General features: G+C 55.8%; 11 protein-coding genes and 1 pseudogene. 6 read left to right on the plus strand and 6 right to left on the minus strand.

The features are described from left to right. Nucleotides 1-148: 148 nt before the first annotated feature. The gene (locus SV7mr_RS11680) at nucleotides 149-886 is read left to right on the plus strand and encodes a PEP-CTERM sorting domain-containing protein (RefSeq protein ID WP_419188418.1); all 738 of its coding nucleotides are present in this window, start codon (nucleotides 149-151) and stop codon (nucleotides 884-886) included. Nucleotides 887-1,158: 272 nt separating this feature from the next. Here the strand turns inward: SV7mr_RS11680 and SV7mr_RS11685 are convergent, their stop codons facing one another. From SV7mr_RS11685 to SV7mr_RS11710, 6 genes and pseudogenes are all read right to left on the minus strand, one after another. Next, on the minus strand, nucleotides 1,159-2,685 hold the full coding sequence (locus SV7mr_RS11685; RefSeq protein ID WP_145272168.1) for a sulfatase family protein: 1,527 nt from the start codon (nucleotides 2,683-2,685) through the stop codon (nucleotides 1,159-1,161). A gap of 151 nt (nucleotides 2,686-2,836) precedes the next feature. Then, nucleotides 2,837-5,749: a right-handed parallel beta-helix repeat-containing protein gene (locus SV7mr_RS11690; RefSeq protein ID WP_145272170.1), complete on the minus strand. Its 2,913-nt coding sequence runs from the start codon at nucleotides 5,747-5,749 to the stop codon at nucleotides 2,837-2,839. Between the two features lie 95 nt (nucleotides 5,750-5,844). Then, nucleotides 5,845-6,642, minus strand: a complete 798-nt coding sequence (locus tag SV7mr_RS11695) for an SGNH/GDSL hydrolase family protein (protein ID WP_145272172.1) — start codon at nucleotides 6,640-6,642, stop codon at nucleotides 5,845-5,847. Nucleotides 6,643-6,816: 174 nt separating this feature from the next. After that, nucleotides 6,817-7,656 (minus strand): aldo/keto reductase, encoded by an 840-nt coding sequence (locus SV7mr_RS11700; protein WP_145272174.1) that lies wholly within the window; start codon nucleotides 7,654-7,656, stop codon nucleotides 6,817-6,819. After that, nucleotides 7,632-8,729 (minus strand): annotated as a pseudogene (locus SV7mr_RS11705) (DUF1549 domain-containing protein); the annotation flags it as partial. The pseudogene SV7mr_RS11705 and the gene SV7mr_RS11700, both read right to left, overlap by 25 nt. A gap of 77 nt (nucleotides 8,730-8,806) precedes the next feature. After that, entirely contained in the window at nucleotides 8,807-9,805 is a 999-nt protein-coding gene (locus SV7mr_RS11710; RefSeq protein ID WP_419188419.1) for an alpha/beta hydrolase, read from the minus strand. Nucleotides 9,806-10,069: 264 nt separating this feature from the next. Here SV7mr_RS11710 and SV7mr_RS11715 point away from each other — a divergent pair, with 264 nt between their 5' ends. The 5 genes from SV7mr_RS11715 (at nucleotide 10,070) to SV7mr_RS11735 (ending at nucleotide 16,269) form a co-directional block, all read left to right on the plus strand. Then, a complete protein-coding gene (locus SV7mr_RS11715) occupies nucleotides 10,070-10,477 on the plus strand; it encodes a BlaI/MecI/CopY family transcriptional regulator (protein ID WP_145272180.1) in 408 nt (135 codons plus the stop codon). After that, nucleotides 10,474-12,237, plus strand: coding sequence for a M56 family metallopeptidase (locus tag SV7mr_RS11720; protein ID WP_145272182.1), 1,764 nt, complete (start codon nucleotides 10,474-10,476; stop codon nucleotides 12,235-12,237). The genes SV7mr_RS11715 and SV7mr_RS11720 overlap by 4 nt, the downstream gene beginning before the upstream one ends. A gap of 269 nt (nucleotides 12,238-12,506) precedes the next feature. Next, a complete protein-coding gene (locus SV7mr_RS11725; RefSeq protein ID WP_145272184.1) occupies nucleotides 12,507-13,058 on the plus strand; it encodes a DUF4303 domain-containing protein in 552 nt (183 codons plus the stop codon). A 352-nt stretch (nucleotides 13,059-13,410) separates the two neighbouring features. Then, nucleotides 13,411-14,133 carry a hypothetical protein gene (locus SV7mr_RS11730; RefSeq protein ID WP_145272186.1) on the plus strand — a complete coding sequence of 241 codons (723 nt, stop codon included), beginning with the start codon at nucleotides 13,411-13,413 and terminating at the stop codon, nucleotides 14,131-14,133. Nucleotides 14,134-15,027: 894 nt separating this feature from the next. Then, a complete protein-coding gene (locus SV7mr_RS11735; protein WP_145272188.1) occupies nucleotides 15,028-16,269 on the plus strand; it encodes a mechanosensitive ion channel family protein in 1,242 nt (413 codons plus the stop codon). The last annotated feature ends 279 nt before the right edge of the window (nucleotides 16,270-16,548 follow it).

The raw sequence follows: 16,548 nt of genomic DNA on the forward strand, positions 1-16,548 counted from the left end.
GCAACGATTTAATGTTGGGCTGGCCGACGCCGTTCCCCCTCGGACCGGCATTGTGGTCTTGGGGTTTGTTCGAGCACGCACCGATGCGATGTTTGGCGGAAACCGCCACTGTCCCCACACAATTCACTCGACGACGGAGTCTCTACGAATGCGCTCATGGACTTGCTGGGTGGCCCTGGCGATCAGCTTCACTTTAGGTTCTGCATCGCATGCTGGCCTGATTTCCATTAACTTCAACAATACGGAATCTGCTGCGTGGGTGATTGGCCCTGGAGTCGCCGCCGGTCCGCTTGATTCCATTAACTGGAATAATACCTCGACGGCCTCTGGTAGTGGCGTCTCGTTGGTCGACGACGATGGAAATCTGACAGGTGCGGTTCTGAGCTGGAATTCTAGCAATACTTGGACGAACGGTGATTTAAATGGATACGCCGATCGCCGCCTGCTGCACCCCTATCTGGACGATGGAAACGGTGGGCTTGAAGTGGTGATTGAGAACATCCCTTACCTCAGGTATCGCGTTTACGGAGTCCTGTCGAGCGGTCAGAACGGGAATCTTTCAACGTACACCACTCGGGATTTTAGCGTCAATGGATCCGCTGTTCTGGGCGGCAATGCAAGCGCCGCCGGAGATTATGACTACGCGCAGAACAATTTCGGAAGTGACCCTTGGCGGCAAGTGACCACCGATCAGATTGGGAATTACTGGCTGAGCGATGAATTGAACGGTGATCTTACCATCGAAGGCTTGGGCCGCAGCGGGTCAAGTCGCGGTAGTCTGGCGGGGATCGTGATCGAGTCGGTTCCAGAACCCGGTACCGGGACCGTGCTTTGCATGGCGATCCTGATGGGAACAGCCGGGATTCGTCGACGACGGCAGAAGTAGATACTCGCCTGTCCTTGATTCGGTTGATTCGGACTCGTTGGATACTGGAGCAAGCTCCGGATCGCCCAACGATGTCCGTCGACGGTGCGTTCTGCACTGGGGGCGTTCTGCTTCATCAAGCCTGCGATAGGGATGACTCCATCGGAGACCCGCGTTGGCTTAGACGTGTCGCGGCAACTAGGCGTAAGGCAGTCGCGTGCTGGCCCCCGTTCAGAGAGGCTACAGCGCATGGTCGATGCCGTTTCCAGACGCTTCCTTCGTTCACGACACGGTCAATTGGCCTTCAGTTTTCGCCGCTTTGATGGTTTTGGGGACGCATGTCTCCGTTGGCGTTCGGCATCAATCCTATCAATGGTCTCTTGGCCGAGCGAGGTCCAGTCCTTAGGGTGGCTGATGACCGAGACGTCAGGGAACACGGAACCTGTTGGACGCTGTTGTTCACCGCGCTGCATGAACTCGCCCAGTTCGTTTCGAACATTGGTCGCATGCTGCATCAGATCCTTGACGACCAAGGGATGATCGGCGGCAACGTTGTGGCTCTCCTTTTCGTCGCGGTCTAGGTTGTATAAGACCGGTGCTTGAAGATCCGTAAAGGGCTTGTTCTTATCCCAGAACGGAATTTGACTCTTGCTGCGCGGGAGATGCAGTTTCCAAGCCCCGCGACGAATCGCTTGCAAATTCTCGCAGTTGTAATAGTAGAAAGGTGCTTGTTCAGGGCGGGAGAACGCTTCGCCTCGCATCAACGGCAAGAGGCTGACGCCATCGTAGACGCGATCTTTCGGTAACGAGGCACCCATCGCCGAGGCCAGCGTGGGGAACACGTCCATGGCATTGATTTGACGGTCGCAGACCATTGGTTTGTCGATCCAAGCGGGGCCGTAGAAGATAAACGGTACACGGTGTCCGCCTTCAAAACTGACGTACTTGGTGCCTCGAAAGGGTTTGGCGTACTGGTTCGCTGTGGGGCCGTTGTCAGAGGTGAAGATGACAATGGTGTTGTCCAGGGTGCCCGTGTCTTTGAGTGCCTTGATCAGCTGGCCGACGCTCCAGTCCAGTTCCTCGATCACATCACCGCGAACGCCGTCCTGGGAGTGGTTTTTGAATGCCGCGCCCGCTCGGTAGGGTGTGTGTGGATAGTTGTGCGCGTAGTACAGGAAGAAGGGTTTCCCGGATTGACCATGATTGCGGATGATCGATGTGACGCGGTCGGTATAGAGCTCGGTCAAACGCTGTAGCGGCGTCTGCGCAAAGATTTCCTTGTGATCATCAAAGAATTTCGGTGAATGCGCATGATTGCAGGGCATGCCATAGTAATGATCGAAACCCTGTTGACGTGGCAGAAACTCAGGCTCCGTCCCCAGGTGCCATTTGCCCACCATGTGCGTTTCATAGCCGTGTTGTTGACACAGTTCTGCGATGGTGATTTCATCGGGGTTCAGGCCAAGGTGCCAGTGCGCAGTGCGGTTTGGATTGATGCCCATGTACAGGCCTGCTCGCTGCGGATACGCACCGGTCAGGAAAGCCGCCCGCGAAGGAGAGCAGATTGAAGCGGCGGTGACGAAGTTCGTGAATCGAACCCCGCTTGCGGCGAGCTGATCAATCTGCGGTGTCTTCACCTTGGTCGCTCCATAACACCCCACGTCGGCGTAACCCAAGTCGTCGGTGAGCATGAAAATGAGATTGGGGCGTTGCGAGTGGGGTGGCGCCGGTTGCTGGGATGAGGGCTGCGCTGCGATCTCCGCGGACGCGTTCCAAAACAACGTTAACAGCACCACGCTTGCCAGGACAGCGGTTCTCATTGGAGTGGCCTTCACCGGTTGGTTGAAATGAATGGTCGGGGAGTCGAGCCTTCCGAGAGGGGCATTGAGACCGGAAGTGAACGGTTACAAGACGGAAAGAACTTGCCGCAATCAGGCCGCAATCAGGAGGGGCTCGGTGAGTTTCAAGGGCTCAGTGCGTTTGAACGCCAAGCTCTTGAAACGAAGTGTTCTCGCCGCCGCCCTGAGCGGACACGGGCGAGGTGCGCCAAATGATCCAACGGAATTTGCCTAAGGACCCGCCGTCGGCGGCTCGAACGGAGGTCGCCGCATAAGTGTCCGGCAGTGTCCCCGTCACGATCGTTGCCAGAGGCGTGCATTTCTTCAAATCCCAACCCGGATCGGTTTCTGCGCGACTGGCGTAGAGCGTGAATTTCTGCGACACGCGAGCCGGCCCCATTCGATAGGACCAACTGTTCACTGCTGCAATCGGTTTGACTTCACCCAAATCCAGCTTATAGGCGCCGTTGGCGGTCGCGTTGCCAAAAACGGGGCCATAGCCCTTGCCAAGTTTGCGATCGGTCAACACTTGGACTGGATCATTCAACGTGCCAATGTTGGTGCTTACCTTGCCGCCGATGGTCGCTTGGGGGAGCAATGTTTTGAAGTCCGCTGATGCGTTTGCGGTCTCCAAGTGGACGGTGACTGCCGGTTTAACGGACAGTTCAAGCGTCTGCTGATTGCGAACCAACGTCAGTTTGATCGTCTCGGCTTGTAACCGCGTCAGTGCTATGAACAGTTGCTGGGTGTTGGTGATGCGTTGATCAGCGAGACCCTGAATGAGGTCGCCCGGCTTGAGTCCGCTGCGGGCTGCGACGGAGTGATCAGGGATTTGGGACATGACGACGCCGGCTTCGTCCTTGCTGACGCCAAAGGCGCTGAACTGATTGCCCGTGAGGTCCTGGACGACGGCCCCCAACCAAACTTTGACCAACGGCATCGGCGCTGCCACTGGTTTCGCGCGGCGACCGGATTTCGGTAGAAAGCTTGGGGTCAGTGCGAGAGCCTTTAACGATGACTTCTTCACGCCAAACTGATCCATGGGAAAATTTTTGAAGCCGATCTTTAGCGCCGGGGATGCATCCTGGACGGAAAAGTCCCCGTTCTCTGGATCGACGAACATTGGATCGCCAGAGAGTGACTCGCCGTCCCAACCGTACTTGGCTGCGTTCTTGTCAAGCTGAGCTTGATCGGATTGATAGTAAAAGTTCTTGTCGACCAAACCGTCGACGGTCACGTTGTTTCTGATCAGCGGTGTGTAGGCTCGTGCCATGATGTTTCCCGTGACCTGATCGTGGCTGTTTTGGAACCAGACGTGGGAACTGAGGCCGTTATCGACGATCACGTTATTCCATGCTTGACGCCGAAATCCCTCGCGAAGTTTGAGGCCCCCACACAGCATCAGGTTGTTGTAGATATCGTAATTGCTGGAGCCATCGTCTAGGTCAATGTCCCAGCCATGTTCGCAGCGCCAGCGACTATCACGGATCACGGTGGTGTGGATTGCGTCCAGGAACGGCAATTTGGGATCTGCGTCGACGGCCTGCTGAGACGCTGTCAGGTGATCGCTTCGCCAGTACCGGTCTCTTCCCCAGGAGTTGAAGGACCCGTGGTCATGAGTCTCTAGTACGGTGTCAAAGACGTCGCAGCGCTGAATCACATGCCCGCCCCAGGCTCCATCGCCGATGTTGATGCCGGCCCGAGCGGTGTCGTAGATCGAACAGTCACTGACGGTGATCTTGGCGGCCATTTCAATCAGCACGCCAGCGGGTTGGCGTTCGACTCGTCCAACGCCATGAATCAAACTATCGGCAACGGCTGACTCGGCTGGGTAGTTGTTCGTTTTGGGGCCTGGAGTTCGATCGATGGTTGCCAGATCATTTTTCTGTCCATATTCAAATAGCGGGTCGCGGACAGCGTTGGGGTCACCGACGAAGCAGACACCACTGGCCCCGGTATCGTGGATGTGGCATCCTTGGACAAGGACGCCGCGGTTGTAGTGGTTGACGAAAATCGCGTTGCCACCGACTTGATCAAACTCACAGTCCAAGATGCTGATTTCTTGGGTTCCATTGAGCACGATGGCACCGCCACGATAAATGGCCCAATCGGATCTCAGCAGCGGTTCTTTGCAATCCATGAACGTTCTTGCTGCATGCCTGATGGTGAACCCTTCCAGCCTGATGAACTGAACGGGCGCTTGTTGGCTGCCATTGAATTCAATCAGATGGGCTAGGCGAACCACTTCGACTTGGGTGTTTGCCAGATCGACGTTGGGGGCTGGCAGGTAATACAGCGTTGAGGTCTCGGCGTTGTGGTACCACTCGCCCGGAGCGTCCAGTTCTTCGAAGATGTTTTCCACCATGCGGTGGTCCTTGTGCATTCCCATGCGACGATTGTTCTGCCAACCGCCTTCATACGTCACAGCGCCGGTGGAGTCTTTGCCCGTGATGCGATAGTGGTACCCGCCCCAGCCTGCACGGTGCATCGCGTGGATGTAACCACCTGTCGGGTCCTGCCAAGTTTTGGCCCGTTCGATTGCGAAAGCGTCAGCAGCAAAGCCCTGATAGGGAGAGGCCTTCTTGGCGGGATCATAGTTGGGATAGCGAGCCATTCGCTGGTTCTGGCCATTGACAAAGACTTGATCGATCTTCAGTCCGGCGGGCGTTTTCGCTTGGTAGATTCCGTCTCGCCACGGGGTCCAGGACAGTTTCAGCTTGCTGCCGCCACTTAAGATTGCCCGGCCTTCATTCTGTGCCCGATACACAACGGAGCCCTCTTTCTTGCCGGAGTCCTTGGCCGTGAAGACGACGGTTTCCGGCAGGTAGTACACTCCATCGGCCACATGAACGGTGACGGGTTCTTGTCCGGCAAGCCCTTGCGAGGCGATCGCCTGTCGCGCACCATCGATCGATGCCAGTGGCGCTTGCACCGTCCCAGGATTCGTGTCAGAGCCTGTGGTCGAAACGTAGAGGTCGGCTGCTTGCAGGGCTGTCGAAGCACAGCAGACAAGCACCACAACAAAGCTGATTTTGAACGTGGCCATCAATAATCGTCAGTTGAAGAGTTCTGTGAAGGGAGACGCGGCGTAGCGCGGCACTGAACCCTGTTCACTGCCGGATTGATCAATGACACGATGGTCTATTTTTCCGCGATGGCGTTGGCGACTGTTTCAGCCACTTGCTTTGCCAGATGGATGTAGCCCGATTCCGTGAAATGGACATCGCCGGGGCGAACCATGGTTGCAGGCAGTCGCTTGAGCGCATGAGTGTGCAAGTCGTTGATCAAAATTTCATTCGCTTGCATGATCTTTGCTGCGGCAGCATTGTACTTCAGATCGTCTCCCAGTTTTCGACCGGCTTCGTCTTTGGGGACCGGTGTCGTTGCACACCAGATTAACGTGGCGTCGGTCTGCTTGAGTCGCTTGACGATCTTTTCAAGGTTTGCTTGATACCCAGCAAGCGATTCGGTGAGCGTACCATTGACCTTGTCACGGTTTCCCTGAGTCTTGGACTGAGGGTGGCGATAGCAGAGGTCCCACAAGCCCCAGTTGAAATGAATGACATCCCATTGACCGGGGGGCAGTGTTAGCCAACGGTCGATCATTTGCACGCCGTAGGCGGAGTTCCTGCCGTTGGTAGCAATCCGGTACACATCGGCCTTGCCATGCAGTTGTCGCCGGACATAGGCGGTGTAGCCGATCGAGATGGAATCACCGATCAACAGAACATTTGGCAAGTCTGGATCGTCTGTCTTGGGATTCGCAAAAGCCATCTTGCGACCAAGGTACAGTTCTTGCTTGCTCGCTAATTGGTTGTTGTCCCCTGCTTGACTCTGCGCTGCAGGCGGATCGGCGAGAAACGATTGGGCGGGCGCGGCAACGAACCAAGACGGGAGAGCCAGCAATAGAAGGCAAATCAAGGGGTGCAACGGTCTCATGGCTGTAGCGTTCTGGGGAGGGGTGTCAGGGGGAGGTCAATTGGTACTGGCAGAATCAACCGCGAGGCCTTTGGTGCGGGGGCCCTGGTACCGGGGTATTGCAATGTTGCCATCCCATCGGTCCGGCGGCGTGTCCACCAAACTGGTCGCCCGGGCTTGGCATTCTGCGTTTGTCTAGTTCGATTCTAGCTCCAGTTTACCAACTTGAACGGCCGCACCCATGTTGGCGATCCCAGGTCCAACATAATTCTTTCCAAATGGCAGGATCATCGGTTCCCCCCACGGACGCAGCGGCATCATTGCAGCGATCTGATCGATGCGTGTTAGCATGTCCGCTGACAATGGCCCTTTTTCTGCTGTCGCAACACTGGCCTCCAAGTGTTCGACCGTCTTGCAACCAATGGGAACCGTCGAAACGGCGGGATTGGAGAGCAAGAAACGCAAACACAATTCATAAGCTGGCATGCCGGCTTGATCGAGCAAGTCATAGTAGGCGAGCAACTGCTGGCGCCGCGTCTCGGCCAGCCAGAGGGGTTTCGCTTGGACTTCGGCATCGGCACGGCGGGTTAAAAAGCCTTGTCCGAAAGCCGATCCCATCACGATTCCCATGTCATGTTCCAGGGCGGCGGGAAAGACCGTGTCAGTGGCTTCACGAAACAGAACATTGTAATTGAAGGCGGTCAATACTACGTCGAAGCGATCGCTTTGAATCAGCCCCGTCATCTCCGTCACAGTTGTTCCGGCTAAACCGCAATGCCCGATGGTCCCTGCAGTCTTCAGTTCCTCGATCAGTTGCAGCGCGGGACCGTCCAGCGGGTCATAGCTGTCCCACCAGGGGTATTGCTGCGGCCGATCGGGTTCGTGAACCATAAGAATATCGATTTGCTCTCGCCCTAGTAGACGAAGGCTTTCCTCGACTGACTGACGCAGCGCTTTGATGTCCCGTGGGTCGAAGGGCTGTGGGCGGCCGCCCAACTTGGTTGTGACGATTAGCGGCGCCTCGATCCCAGCGATAGCTTCGCCGACAGTTTTTTCGCTGTCCGCGGGATCTTGCCAAACGCTTCACCGGTCACCGTCCAGCCGTCATAGCTTCCGGATTCAAAGTCCTCAAACACGAGGGACTTGATGTTGGCTTGGTCGACCCGCTTGAGAAACTCATTGGCTCTGTTGGCGTATTCTTGGAATGGCTTGTCCAGATTCGCGAGTCTATGATCGATCTCGCCCAGCTGTTGGTCCGTAAGTCCCTGTGTCACCAATCGCACGGAAAGTTGAGCGTCGCTGGCAGGGATGAATTCCAAGTGCAGGCGATGTCCGACGTAGCGCTGGAGGTTCAGTGTGACCCAGCGCTGGCCTTCATGGACTGGAACGATGGTTTGGTTGTGCAAAGGGCCCACAATCAGGCGATGCGAATCTACACAAGCGCCCACGTGCCCCGTGCCCTTGACCAGACAGCTGATTCTGCCGTTTTCGAGTTCAAAGGTTGGTGAACGCAGCGTCCGACCGCTTTTGGGGAGTTTCGCCAAGGCGTTTTGGTTTCGGACGGATCCTTCCGTGATCGATTCGATGCCGTCCCAAATGGGGACATTGGTCGACCAGCCACCGGTTTCCACCGTCACTTCGCCAGTTTTCGCGTCCATGTATGCAAGGCCTTGCTGGCGGGCAGACGGTCCATAGACATAGCCCTCTTGCAAGTACTGGCTTTGCGGCATTCGGCTGTAGTCGAACAGAACGCTCTCGTCGGTCAGATAGCTGACTTGCGATGGAGGTTGCAAGCCGGCTTGTTTCAGTCGCTCCAGAATCAGTGTCTGATACCTTGCGTCTAGGTTAGCAAGTTGATTGGCGACCTGACGATTCTGTTCCAGTGATTCGAATCGAACTTGGCGATAGTTGCTACTCTGCAGGTAACCGGAGAGCGCGTAGTAGTCGGCCGTCGAGATCGCATCGAACTTGTGATCATGACAGCGAGCGCACGCGACTGTGACACCCAGGAATGTTTTGGACATCACGTCAATCATGTTGTCAAAGCGATCGGCTTCGTCTTTGCGATTGTCTACCGGAGAGTGGACCCATTCACCCAAGTACCAAAAAACCGTGCCGAGAACGGGACGGTGTTGCTATTGGCTCCCCTGGCGAACACCAAAACAGCTGATGGGTGTGTCAACGGCTATTGTCTCTGATCGACAAAAAACTGCACCGTACGGCGGACAATCTCGTCTTTGGTTGGATTGACACTACCTTCAACCGCTCGCCAATTGTGACCTGAGTTCTTGATGATCATGATCTCAACGGATGCCCCCAACGCTTGCGCTTTGTCCTGCATGAAATAGGCATGCTTGACAGGAATGGTTGTGTCTTTGTCGCCTTGAATCATCAATAGCGGCGGACAGTCCTTGGTGAGGTAGTTCACTGGGCTGACTTCACGATAGCGAGTCAGTTTGTCCGTGTCCCCGGTGTTGGATTGCATGATGCGTGGCCCAAAGCGATCTCGGAAATTTTCGCGATCATCGTGATTGAACAGTTCAACCGTTTCAAAATCTGCTGGGCCGTACCAGGAGACCCCGGCGACCATTTGATACGTTGCGTCTTTCAGGTCGGGATCACCGGTCAATTGCTCGGGAGAGGTCAGCAGCAGCATCTGCGCTAGGTGTCCTCCAGCTGAGTCGCCCATGACGAAAACCTGGTTGGGATTGATCCCCAGTTCGTCGCTCTGTTTAGCCAGAAACCGAATCGCGTCTTTGCAGTCAATCACGCAGTCACGCATCGCCACGTTTCTGTCTTTCTTCGCTAACCGATAGGAGACGGGGGCAACCGCAAAGCCTTCGTCGAGCAGTTGACGAAAGACGCTGGCAAACAGACCACTGGCCACCTTGTAACGACTGCCGGCAGCCCAGCCACCGCCGTGCGTGAAGAGGACAACAGGGACCTTGGAGTTGTCCGGCGTCTTGGGGTAATAAAGGTCCAGCTTTAACGCTCTGTTACCAACCGTCTTGTAAGTGACTTCAAGTCTTTTCTTGCCGTCGCTCTGCAAGTACTTCGATGACGCTCGTTTTTGTTGCTGGGGTTTGGTCTGCCGAGGCGTGTTTTGCTGCCCCAGGGCTGGGCTGGCGACCAGGGTGCCAATGAACATGCAGACCCATGCACAGGCGGGTTTCGTTGTAAGCATCAGGATGTCTCCCATGGAGAGCAAACCGCATTGAGGCGGTCGAGTGGATATGAATCGGTAAAGTCTAATCACAACAGTTCGTCCGCATTAGCCGCACACCGCTGGGCCCGCTTTTTGCCACCTGGGAAACCATCCCAGAACCGTGGCAAACCACACAGCGGCTGATGTTGGCTTTCCATCATTTTTTGGAATTCGTTGTTGACTAGCGATGTAGTCAGGCGATAGGATGTGACTACATGACTAGTCAGGGATCTGGAGAGCGGAATGGCGAAACGAAAACCACTGGGTCAAGTTGAGATGGAACTGCTGAAGGCGGTTGAACACTTGCAACCCGTCTCGGTCCGTGCTCTGGCCGAGCATGTTGCGGAATCCACCGGCCAAGCCCGTACCACGGTGCTGACGATGCTAGAACGTTTACGCACCAAGGGCTACTTGTCTCGCAAGAAGATCAACAACGTTAACCACTACTCGACGCGAGTGGCAATGAAAGACATTCTGCCGCAACTGGTCGCTGACTTCGTCCAGCGGACTCTCGGTGGAGCGGTGTCGCCGGTGGTCGCGTACCTGCAGAACAAGGAAAGCTTGTCGCGGGAGGAGATCCAGGAGCTGAAAGCCTTGGTGAATGAGCTTGAGTCAGCCGATGCCCATCACGAGGGAGGCATTGAGCGATGATGGAAGTGCTTCAACAAGCGTCTTGGCAGGCGATCTTCGTCGTCACCGCTGCACTGCTGATTGATTGCGGTTGGAAATCGATGCCGCCGCAGTGGCGCAGCTGGCTGTGGCGATTGGTGTTTTTGAAACTGGCGATTGCGATGCTCCCTGTTAGTTTTGGAATCCCTGTTTTACCCGCCGAGGGATCCATCCAGGAAACAACGCAGGAAGTGGTCGTCACTCAATTCGTTGTTGATAACGGTGTCAGTGTTACTGCCCAAGCCTCTCGCAGTGTTTCCTGGGGCACCGTCCTGATCGGGACATGGGCAATTGGAATCATCTACGCTGCATTTTCGATGCTGGTTGATGTCTGCAAGGCCAGACGAATCGCGAAACGCTGGAGCACCGTCAAGGACGTTCGTGTGCATGACCTGCTGGCAACCATTGCTTCGCGTTTGCAACTTAGCCGGCTACCTGAATTAAGACAATCCAGCAACGTCAGCAGTCCCTGTTTGATGAGCACCCGCCTCATCAGCATCCGTCTGTTCGGCATTGGCGCGCGGCCAACGCTGGTCCTGCCTTCGTCCTGGCTCAGGTCTGGGGCGATCGGCCCGCTGAAGCTCGCTTTGGCTCATGAATTGGCTCACGACGCGAGGTGCGATTTGCCTTGGAATCGGTTTGTCTACGTGATTCGATCGTTGTTGTTCTTTCACCCTTTGGTTTGGTTGGCGACGCAGCGGTATGCGTTGGCGCAAGAGATCGCGTGTGACGAGATCGCCTTGCGTCAAACCAAGAGTGCTGCTTCGGAATACGCCGGAATACTTCTTCGTCTCGTTGAACAACCGGCGGCCCCCTTGTCGGTGGCTGCTTTGACGGGACAGTCCTCTACTCTTAAAGCACGGATTAAAGCTATGTATCAGACGTCGAACCTGCCGTCCCGTCTCGTTTCGCGAACCCTCGCGGTCGCTGGCATCGTCCTGCTGATCCCGTTTTCGCTTTCAGCTCAATCACCTGGCTCTCAAGAACAGTCATCGTCCCAGAAAAGCACTCAATCGCCTGCGTCCGCCAGTAGCAGAGCATCCGCTTCAGCGTTCGGTTCCGCCGGTGGATTTGCACGCGGAATGCAAGGAGCCCGCGGGGTGCAGTCAGGTCGTGCAGCGAATCAGTTTGGCAACGCGTTCAACCGAGCCCAGGCCATGGGCGCCGTCCAAGCACAAGCGTCGGCGAGCATCGGCGGGAAACAGCAGCCGAAGCAAACATCGAGCCCAGGACAACGAACAAGCTCCGCCTCCCGTTCACCGATCAAACAACAACGTTCCTTTTCGAAGGTACGTCAGACGATGTCATCAAACAGCAGTGAAAAGGGTGACAGTTGGAAACGCAGCACCGAAGCCCTGCTCGATGGTCAACAGGTGCGGATCGAGGAGACGAAGGACTTGATCAAGGTGACGTTGGTCAACCCCGACGGTGGCGAAAAAGTTTATGCGGCCACCGATGTCCAAGGGCTGGAGAAGACGTCCGAAAAAGCCGCGTCACTTTATCGCAAGCTATGCGGCTCAGGGAAGATGAACGCCAAAGCTGTGCTGAATCAAGGGAAGATTCCTCTGTTCGACGAGCAAGCGGCCATGAATAACATGGACATCAACATTGTTCCCAGCGGAAACGCTGAACAGATGCTTCGACGCCACCTGCAATCGCTTCAGAACGAACCCGACCTGCAAAACAATCCGGCGTTTCAGATGATGGTGGAAGAGATGGAACGGTTGTTTGAACAGGAATAGATCTTCTGCAACCGTAATGAGCAAACTCACGGCGTCAGCGTCCAGCCAGACGCCGTGTTGCTTTTGATGCATCAACTTTCCCCAGTCCGTATGATCTTTGGCCCGTCCATGATTTATCGAATCAGCTTACGCTAATGACGCTGCTGGCTTCCGCCGCTGAGGCTTTTGCGTTCTAATGGCCTGACGAGTGACCGAGGGACAACGGTGCTGGGTCTGCACGGTCCATACTCGACGCTGTAGGCACGTTTCGACGCTTCTGTATAGGACTGATGACCTCGATCGACTGTAACAAACTGGCGGAGCATCTCCGCGACGGACTGCGTGCGACGTTCACGGAGCTAATGGCTGAGAATCCCGATCTCTCGTTTTACACCTTTGCCCTCTTTACCGACGACTCGCTACAGTTTGCCCATGCTGCCGCCAACTCAGAAGAAGGTTTGGTTAAGACGCTGGAACGTTACAACGCGGACCGAGACGACGATGAACCAGTGACGTCCAATAACATGCGATGGGCATACGGCGACTGGCAGTTCTTTCCGATTGAAGCCGAAGAGCACTTGGCCCCAGTCAATCTTGTTTTGCAAGACAACTTCACTGCCGAAGAAGACGTGTTTGAGGCTCAGATTGAGTCTTTGTGGAAAGCACTGCTAAAGGGGTTCAGTCTGCTCAATGAAGAGGGTTTCTTTGGTGAAGGTGATGCGCGGTCAAAGATCACGCTGTTAGTCGTCGGCCATCTTTCGGATGAAACGGTTGACGAATGGGTGGAGGCATTGAATCCAGAAGATGTTGCTCAGCGATTCCTTGATTGGGATTATGGTTGAGAAGCCGCGTCGCAACGCGTGCACTTGGCGGCGGCCGAGTGCGGTGGCAATTCCGGTTCTTGCGCTGCCGTTAGAAAAGGGCTGTGACCAGGAGTTTGCCGTTCAGGTTGCTCGCCTGTAACGAGCCAGTAAAACCCTGCGTAGCAGTACAGCAGTGCAGTGGCTTTGATCTGCTTGACAATCGGCACCAGTACCGATTACAGTCGTCGTTGCAGGTGTCGCCTCTTTGTTACTGAGAGGCTTATCCATTCTTATTCCCCGCACAAAACGCCTGCCCATTCATTTCTGCGAGTGCCGAAACCCGACCAGCTCTGTCGCGTGGGAGCCTCTGTCATCATTAACGTATCAGACTATGAGTATCGAATTCGGTTGTCAGTGCGGTAAGCGTTTAAAGGTCTCCGCTGATCTAGCAGGCAAGCAAGTCCGGTGTCCCGGTTGCTCCGCCGTGTTAGCAGTGCCACAGCAGCAACCGGCAGCCGATGCCAGTTCCGCTGACCGAATGGTGATCTCGTGTCAGTGTGGACAGCAGTTGCGAGTCAAGCCTGAATTAGCTGGAAAGCGGGTTCGTTGCTCGGCCTGCCAGCAACCAGTGTTGGTTCCTGGTGGAGCGGCACCTCAGGCAGCGCCGATTCAAGCGGTTCCCGTTCAACCGGCTCCTCTCCAGGCAGCCCCGATTCAAGCCGTGCCTGTTCAGGCGGCGGCACCTGCTGCACAAGCCGACGGCGGTCTGTGGGACGATTTACCTGATGCGAACGCCGGTCAACAGGCTTTACCAGCGAACCCGGCAATGATGAACATGGCCGGCGCTCAGGCTGCGGAGCCATCGAGTTCAGAGGCGACGAATCGCCTGTTGGCTCAAGCGGCTGGCGACGTCGCAAGTTCCGGTGGCGGAGGTGGAGGCGGCTCAGGTGGCATGGGGCAAGTGGGTGTTGGCATTTTGATGATGCTCGGTGCGGTCGTTTGGTTTGTGGTTGGCCTGTTCAACGGGATCATCTTTTTCTATCCGCCGATCCTTTTGATTTTGGGACTGGTCTCCATGATCAAGGGTTTCGTGCAAATGGCAAGCAAACACTAGAAGTCACTCTGTTGACGACACCAGCGTGTTGCGGCGACTGAGAAGGCAGAGGGTCTGCAAACACTGATTGGTGGGGTGTTGCACGCTGGTGTGGCTGTCGGCTTCCGGCAAAACGCGTCCCCGCTCTGCCCTGCTCTGCTCCAGCGGGTTCACAATGACGGTAAACTGATTGCAACATTGCGTTCCAATGTCTCACGACGCCATGTTCATCCGGTGCTGCCAAGCGGGAGAAACTGTCGAAGTGACGGCCTGGCGGATCCGGAACACGTGCTGCCCAGGATTGCCGATGTTGCCGTCTGTCCGCTTGACTTGCAGCAGATTTCGATTGCAATCAGTCTGCGGCATGTCGTTACGTGCTTGAACCTTGATCGTTGCTATTGGCACACTTAGTTGAAACATGCGGATTCCAAACCCTCGCCACCTCTTGGCACTGCTCGTTTGCATCGCTCTCTTATCGAGTCCCGCGCTCGCTGAGTCCGAATGGGATGCTGCTGTTGCGGATACATCCAGTCCGCGCGCAACGCTTCGAAGTTTCATTGATGCCTGCAACGCGATCGACAGGATCGTCAAGAGTCAGGCCTTCGTCGACCGCTCGAATCCTCGATTCCAACCGATAGCGCAGCGGGTTATCGACTGCATTGATACGAGCAAGTTGCCTGCATTCGCGGCGGAGCAACGTGCGTTAGAGGTCGCCGTCAGCATCAAGAAAATCTGGATCGCCAAGAGCTACCAACATGGGATGAGATCCCGGACCTCGAAGCCATCGATACACCGGGTGGGCTCGACGAGTTCTCTCGTTGGCGAATTCCGGGCACTCGTCTGACCATCGCCAGAATCGAGGAAGGGCCACAGAAGCACGAGTTCCTGTTCTCGGCAGGCACGGTGGATCGCGCGGTGAAGTATTTTCACAGCGTGCAAGCAAGGCCTTACCGAAAAGGCCTGCCTCAGACGTCACCGGGACTTTACAAATGGTACCTTTCGGCCCCGGGGCATCCTGGGATCGCCAAGATTGTTGAGCACCTGCCAGATGGTCTTCGATTTGGACGGACACTGGGGCTGGCGAACTGGAAATGGCCCGGCATTCTTGTCGCGTTATTGATGTCCGGTGTTTTGATGGTAGTGATTTATCGTTTGCATCTTTCGACAGCTGGGCGGAGTCGCACGCGCAACATCTTTCTGTACTGGTTGACACTTTTGCTGCCGCTCTTGGCAGTGGTGATTCCGATCCTGTTTGCGATCTTTGCCGAGCGTTTTCTGACGGTACGAGGCAATGCGCTTTACGTCATTGGTTTCGCTGCGACGGTGGTCGTGACGATGGCATCCATCGTGGTTGTGTTCGCAGTCACCAACCGGGTCGCCGAGACCATTATTTCGTCGCCGCGAGTGAATCGGCGGGGCATCAATGCGCAGCTGATTCGCATTGCGTCAAAATTGATCAGTGTTGTTCTGGCCTCAGCTGCGTTCATGGTCGGCGGCCAGTACCTGGGAATCCCCATTGCGACGCTGCTAGCCAGTGCCGGGATCGGTGGCATTGCATTAGCACTTGGAGCCCAGGACACGCTGAAGACGCTGTTTGGAACGATCATGTTGATGGCCGACAAACCGTTTCGCGTGGGCGAGCGAATCATCTTCAAAGGCTACGACGGGGTGGTTGAAGACATCGGGCTGCGATCGACACGGATCCGTTTGCTGACCAGCCATCAAGTCACCGTTCCCAACGATCAATTGGCTGGCAGCGACATCGAGAACGTGGGACGCCGGGAGCGAATCCGTCGATTGATCGACTTTCAGATCCCCAACAACACGCCCTCTGATTCTCTGGAATCCGCGGTCGATTTGATTCGAGAGTTGTTGGACGAGCACGAAGGGATGCACGAGGACTTCCCGCCAAGAGTCTTTTTCGTGGACTTCATGCCAGATTCCTTCACCATTCGCGTCATGTACTGGTATCACCCGCCCAACTACTGGGACTTCCTGGCCTTCAGCGAGAAGCTGAACTTCGCCATCTTTCGAGCGTTCGAAGAGCGTGGAATCAAGTTCTCCCTGCCGCAGCGAGTCACACACACTTCACTCGACAGTGAACAGGCTCCCATCGATGTTCGCATGATCGAGTCAAAGACATCCCCCAATGTTTAACCTGCAATACTGCTTCTGTCCCAGTTTCCGGGCCTGATTACCTCTCGGTCGTGTCTCAGTTCCGGGGACGCGATTCTCTTGGCTCGGTGACTTGCTGGCCAGCCAGGGAATGGTTGGTGCCCTGTGGTTTCCCTGGTGCTCACGTTCCTTCAACGTACCGCCCCACAGACGACCAGCCAAGCAGCCACATCGACGTGCCTGTGTCATCGATTGATCTGTCAGTCGACGAGGGACCAGCGGCAGCAGCAGCTCTTCAGTGCCAAGCATCGAATGCCAAGC

It is taken from the genome of Stieleria bergensis (assembly GCA_007745635.1).
GTDB classification, from domain to species: Bacteria; Planctomycetota; Planctomycetia; order Pirellulales; family Pirellulaceae; genus Stieleria; species Stieleria bergensis.

Excerpts from the sequence above, each read along its gene's own strand:
- SV7mr_RS11710 (WP_419188419.1), bottom strand. The coding sequence starts at position 9,805 with ATGCTTACAACGAAACCCGCCTGTGCATGGGTCTGCATGTTCATTGGC.
- SV7mr_RS11685 (WP_145272168.1), bottom strand. The coding sequence starts at position 2,685 with ATGAGAACCGCTGTCCTGGCAAGCGTGGTGCTGTTAACGTTGTTTTGG.
- SV7mr_RS11715 (WP_145272180.1), top strand. The coding sequence starts at position 10,070 with ATGGCGAAACGAAAACCACTGGGTCAAGTTGAGATGGAACTGCTGAAG.
- SV7mr_RS11725 (WP_145272184.1), top strand. The coding sequence starts at position 12,507 with ATGACCTCGATCGACTGTAACAAACTGGCGGAGCATCTCCGCGACGGA.
- SV7mr_RS11680 (WP_419188418.1), top strand. The coding sequence starts at position 149 with ATGCGCTCATGGACTTGCTGGGTGGCCCTGGCGATCAGCTTCACTTTA.
- SV7mr_RS11730 (WP_145272186.1), top strand. The coding sequence starts at position 13,411 with ATGAGTATCGAATTCGGTTGTCAGTGCGGTAAGCGTTTAAAGGTCTCC.
- SV7mr_RS11695 (WP_145272172.1), bottom strand. The coding sequence starts at position 6,642 with ATGAGACCGTTGCACCCCTTGATTTGCCTTCTATTGCTGGCTCTCCCG.
- SV7mr_RS11690 (WP_145272170.1), bottom strand. The coding sequence starts at position 5,749 with ATGGCCACGTTCAAAATCAGCTTTGTTGTGGTGCTTGTCTGCTGTGCT.
- SV7mr_RS11720 (WP_145272182.1), top strand. The coding sequence starts at position 10,474 with ATGATGGAAGTGCTTCAACAAGCGTCTTGGCAGGCGATCTTCGTCGTC.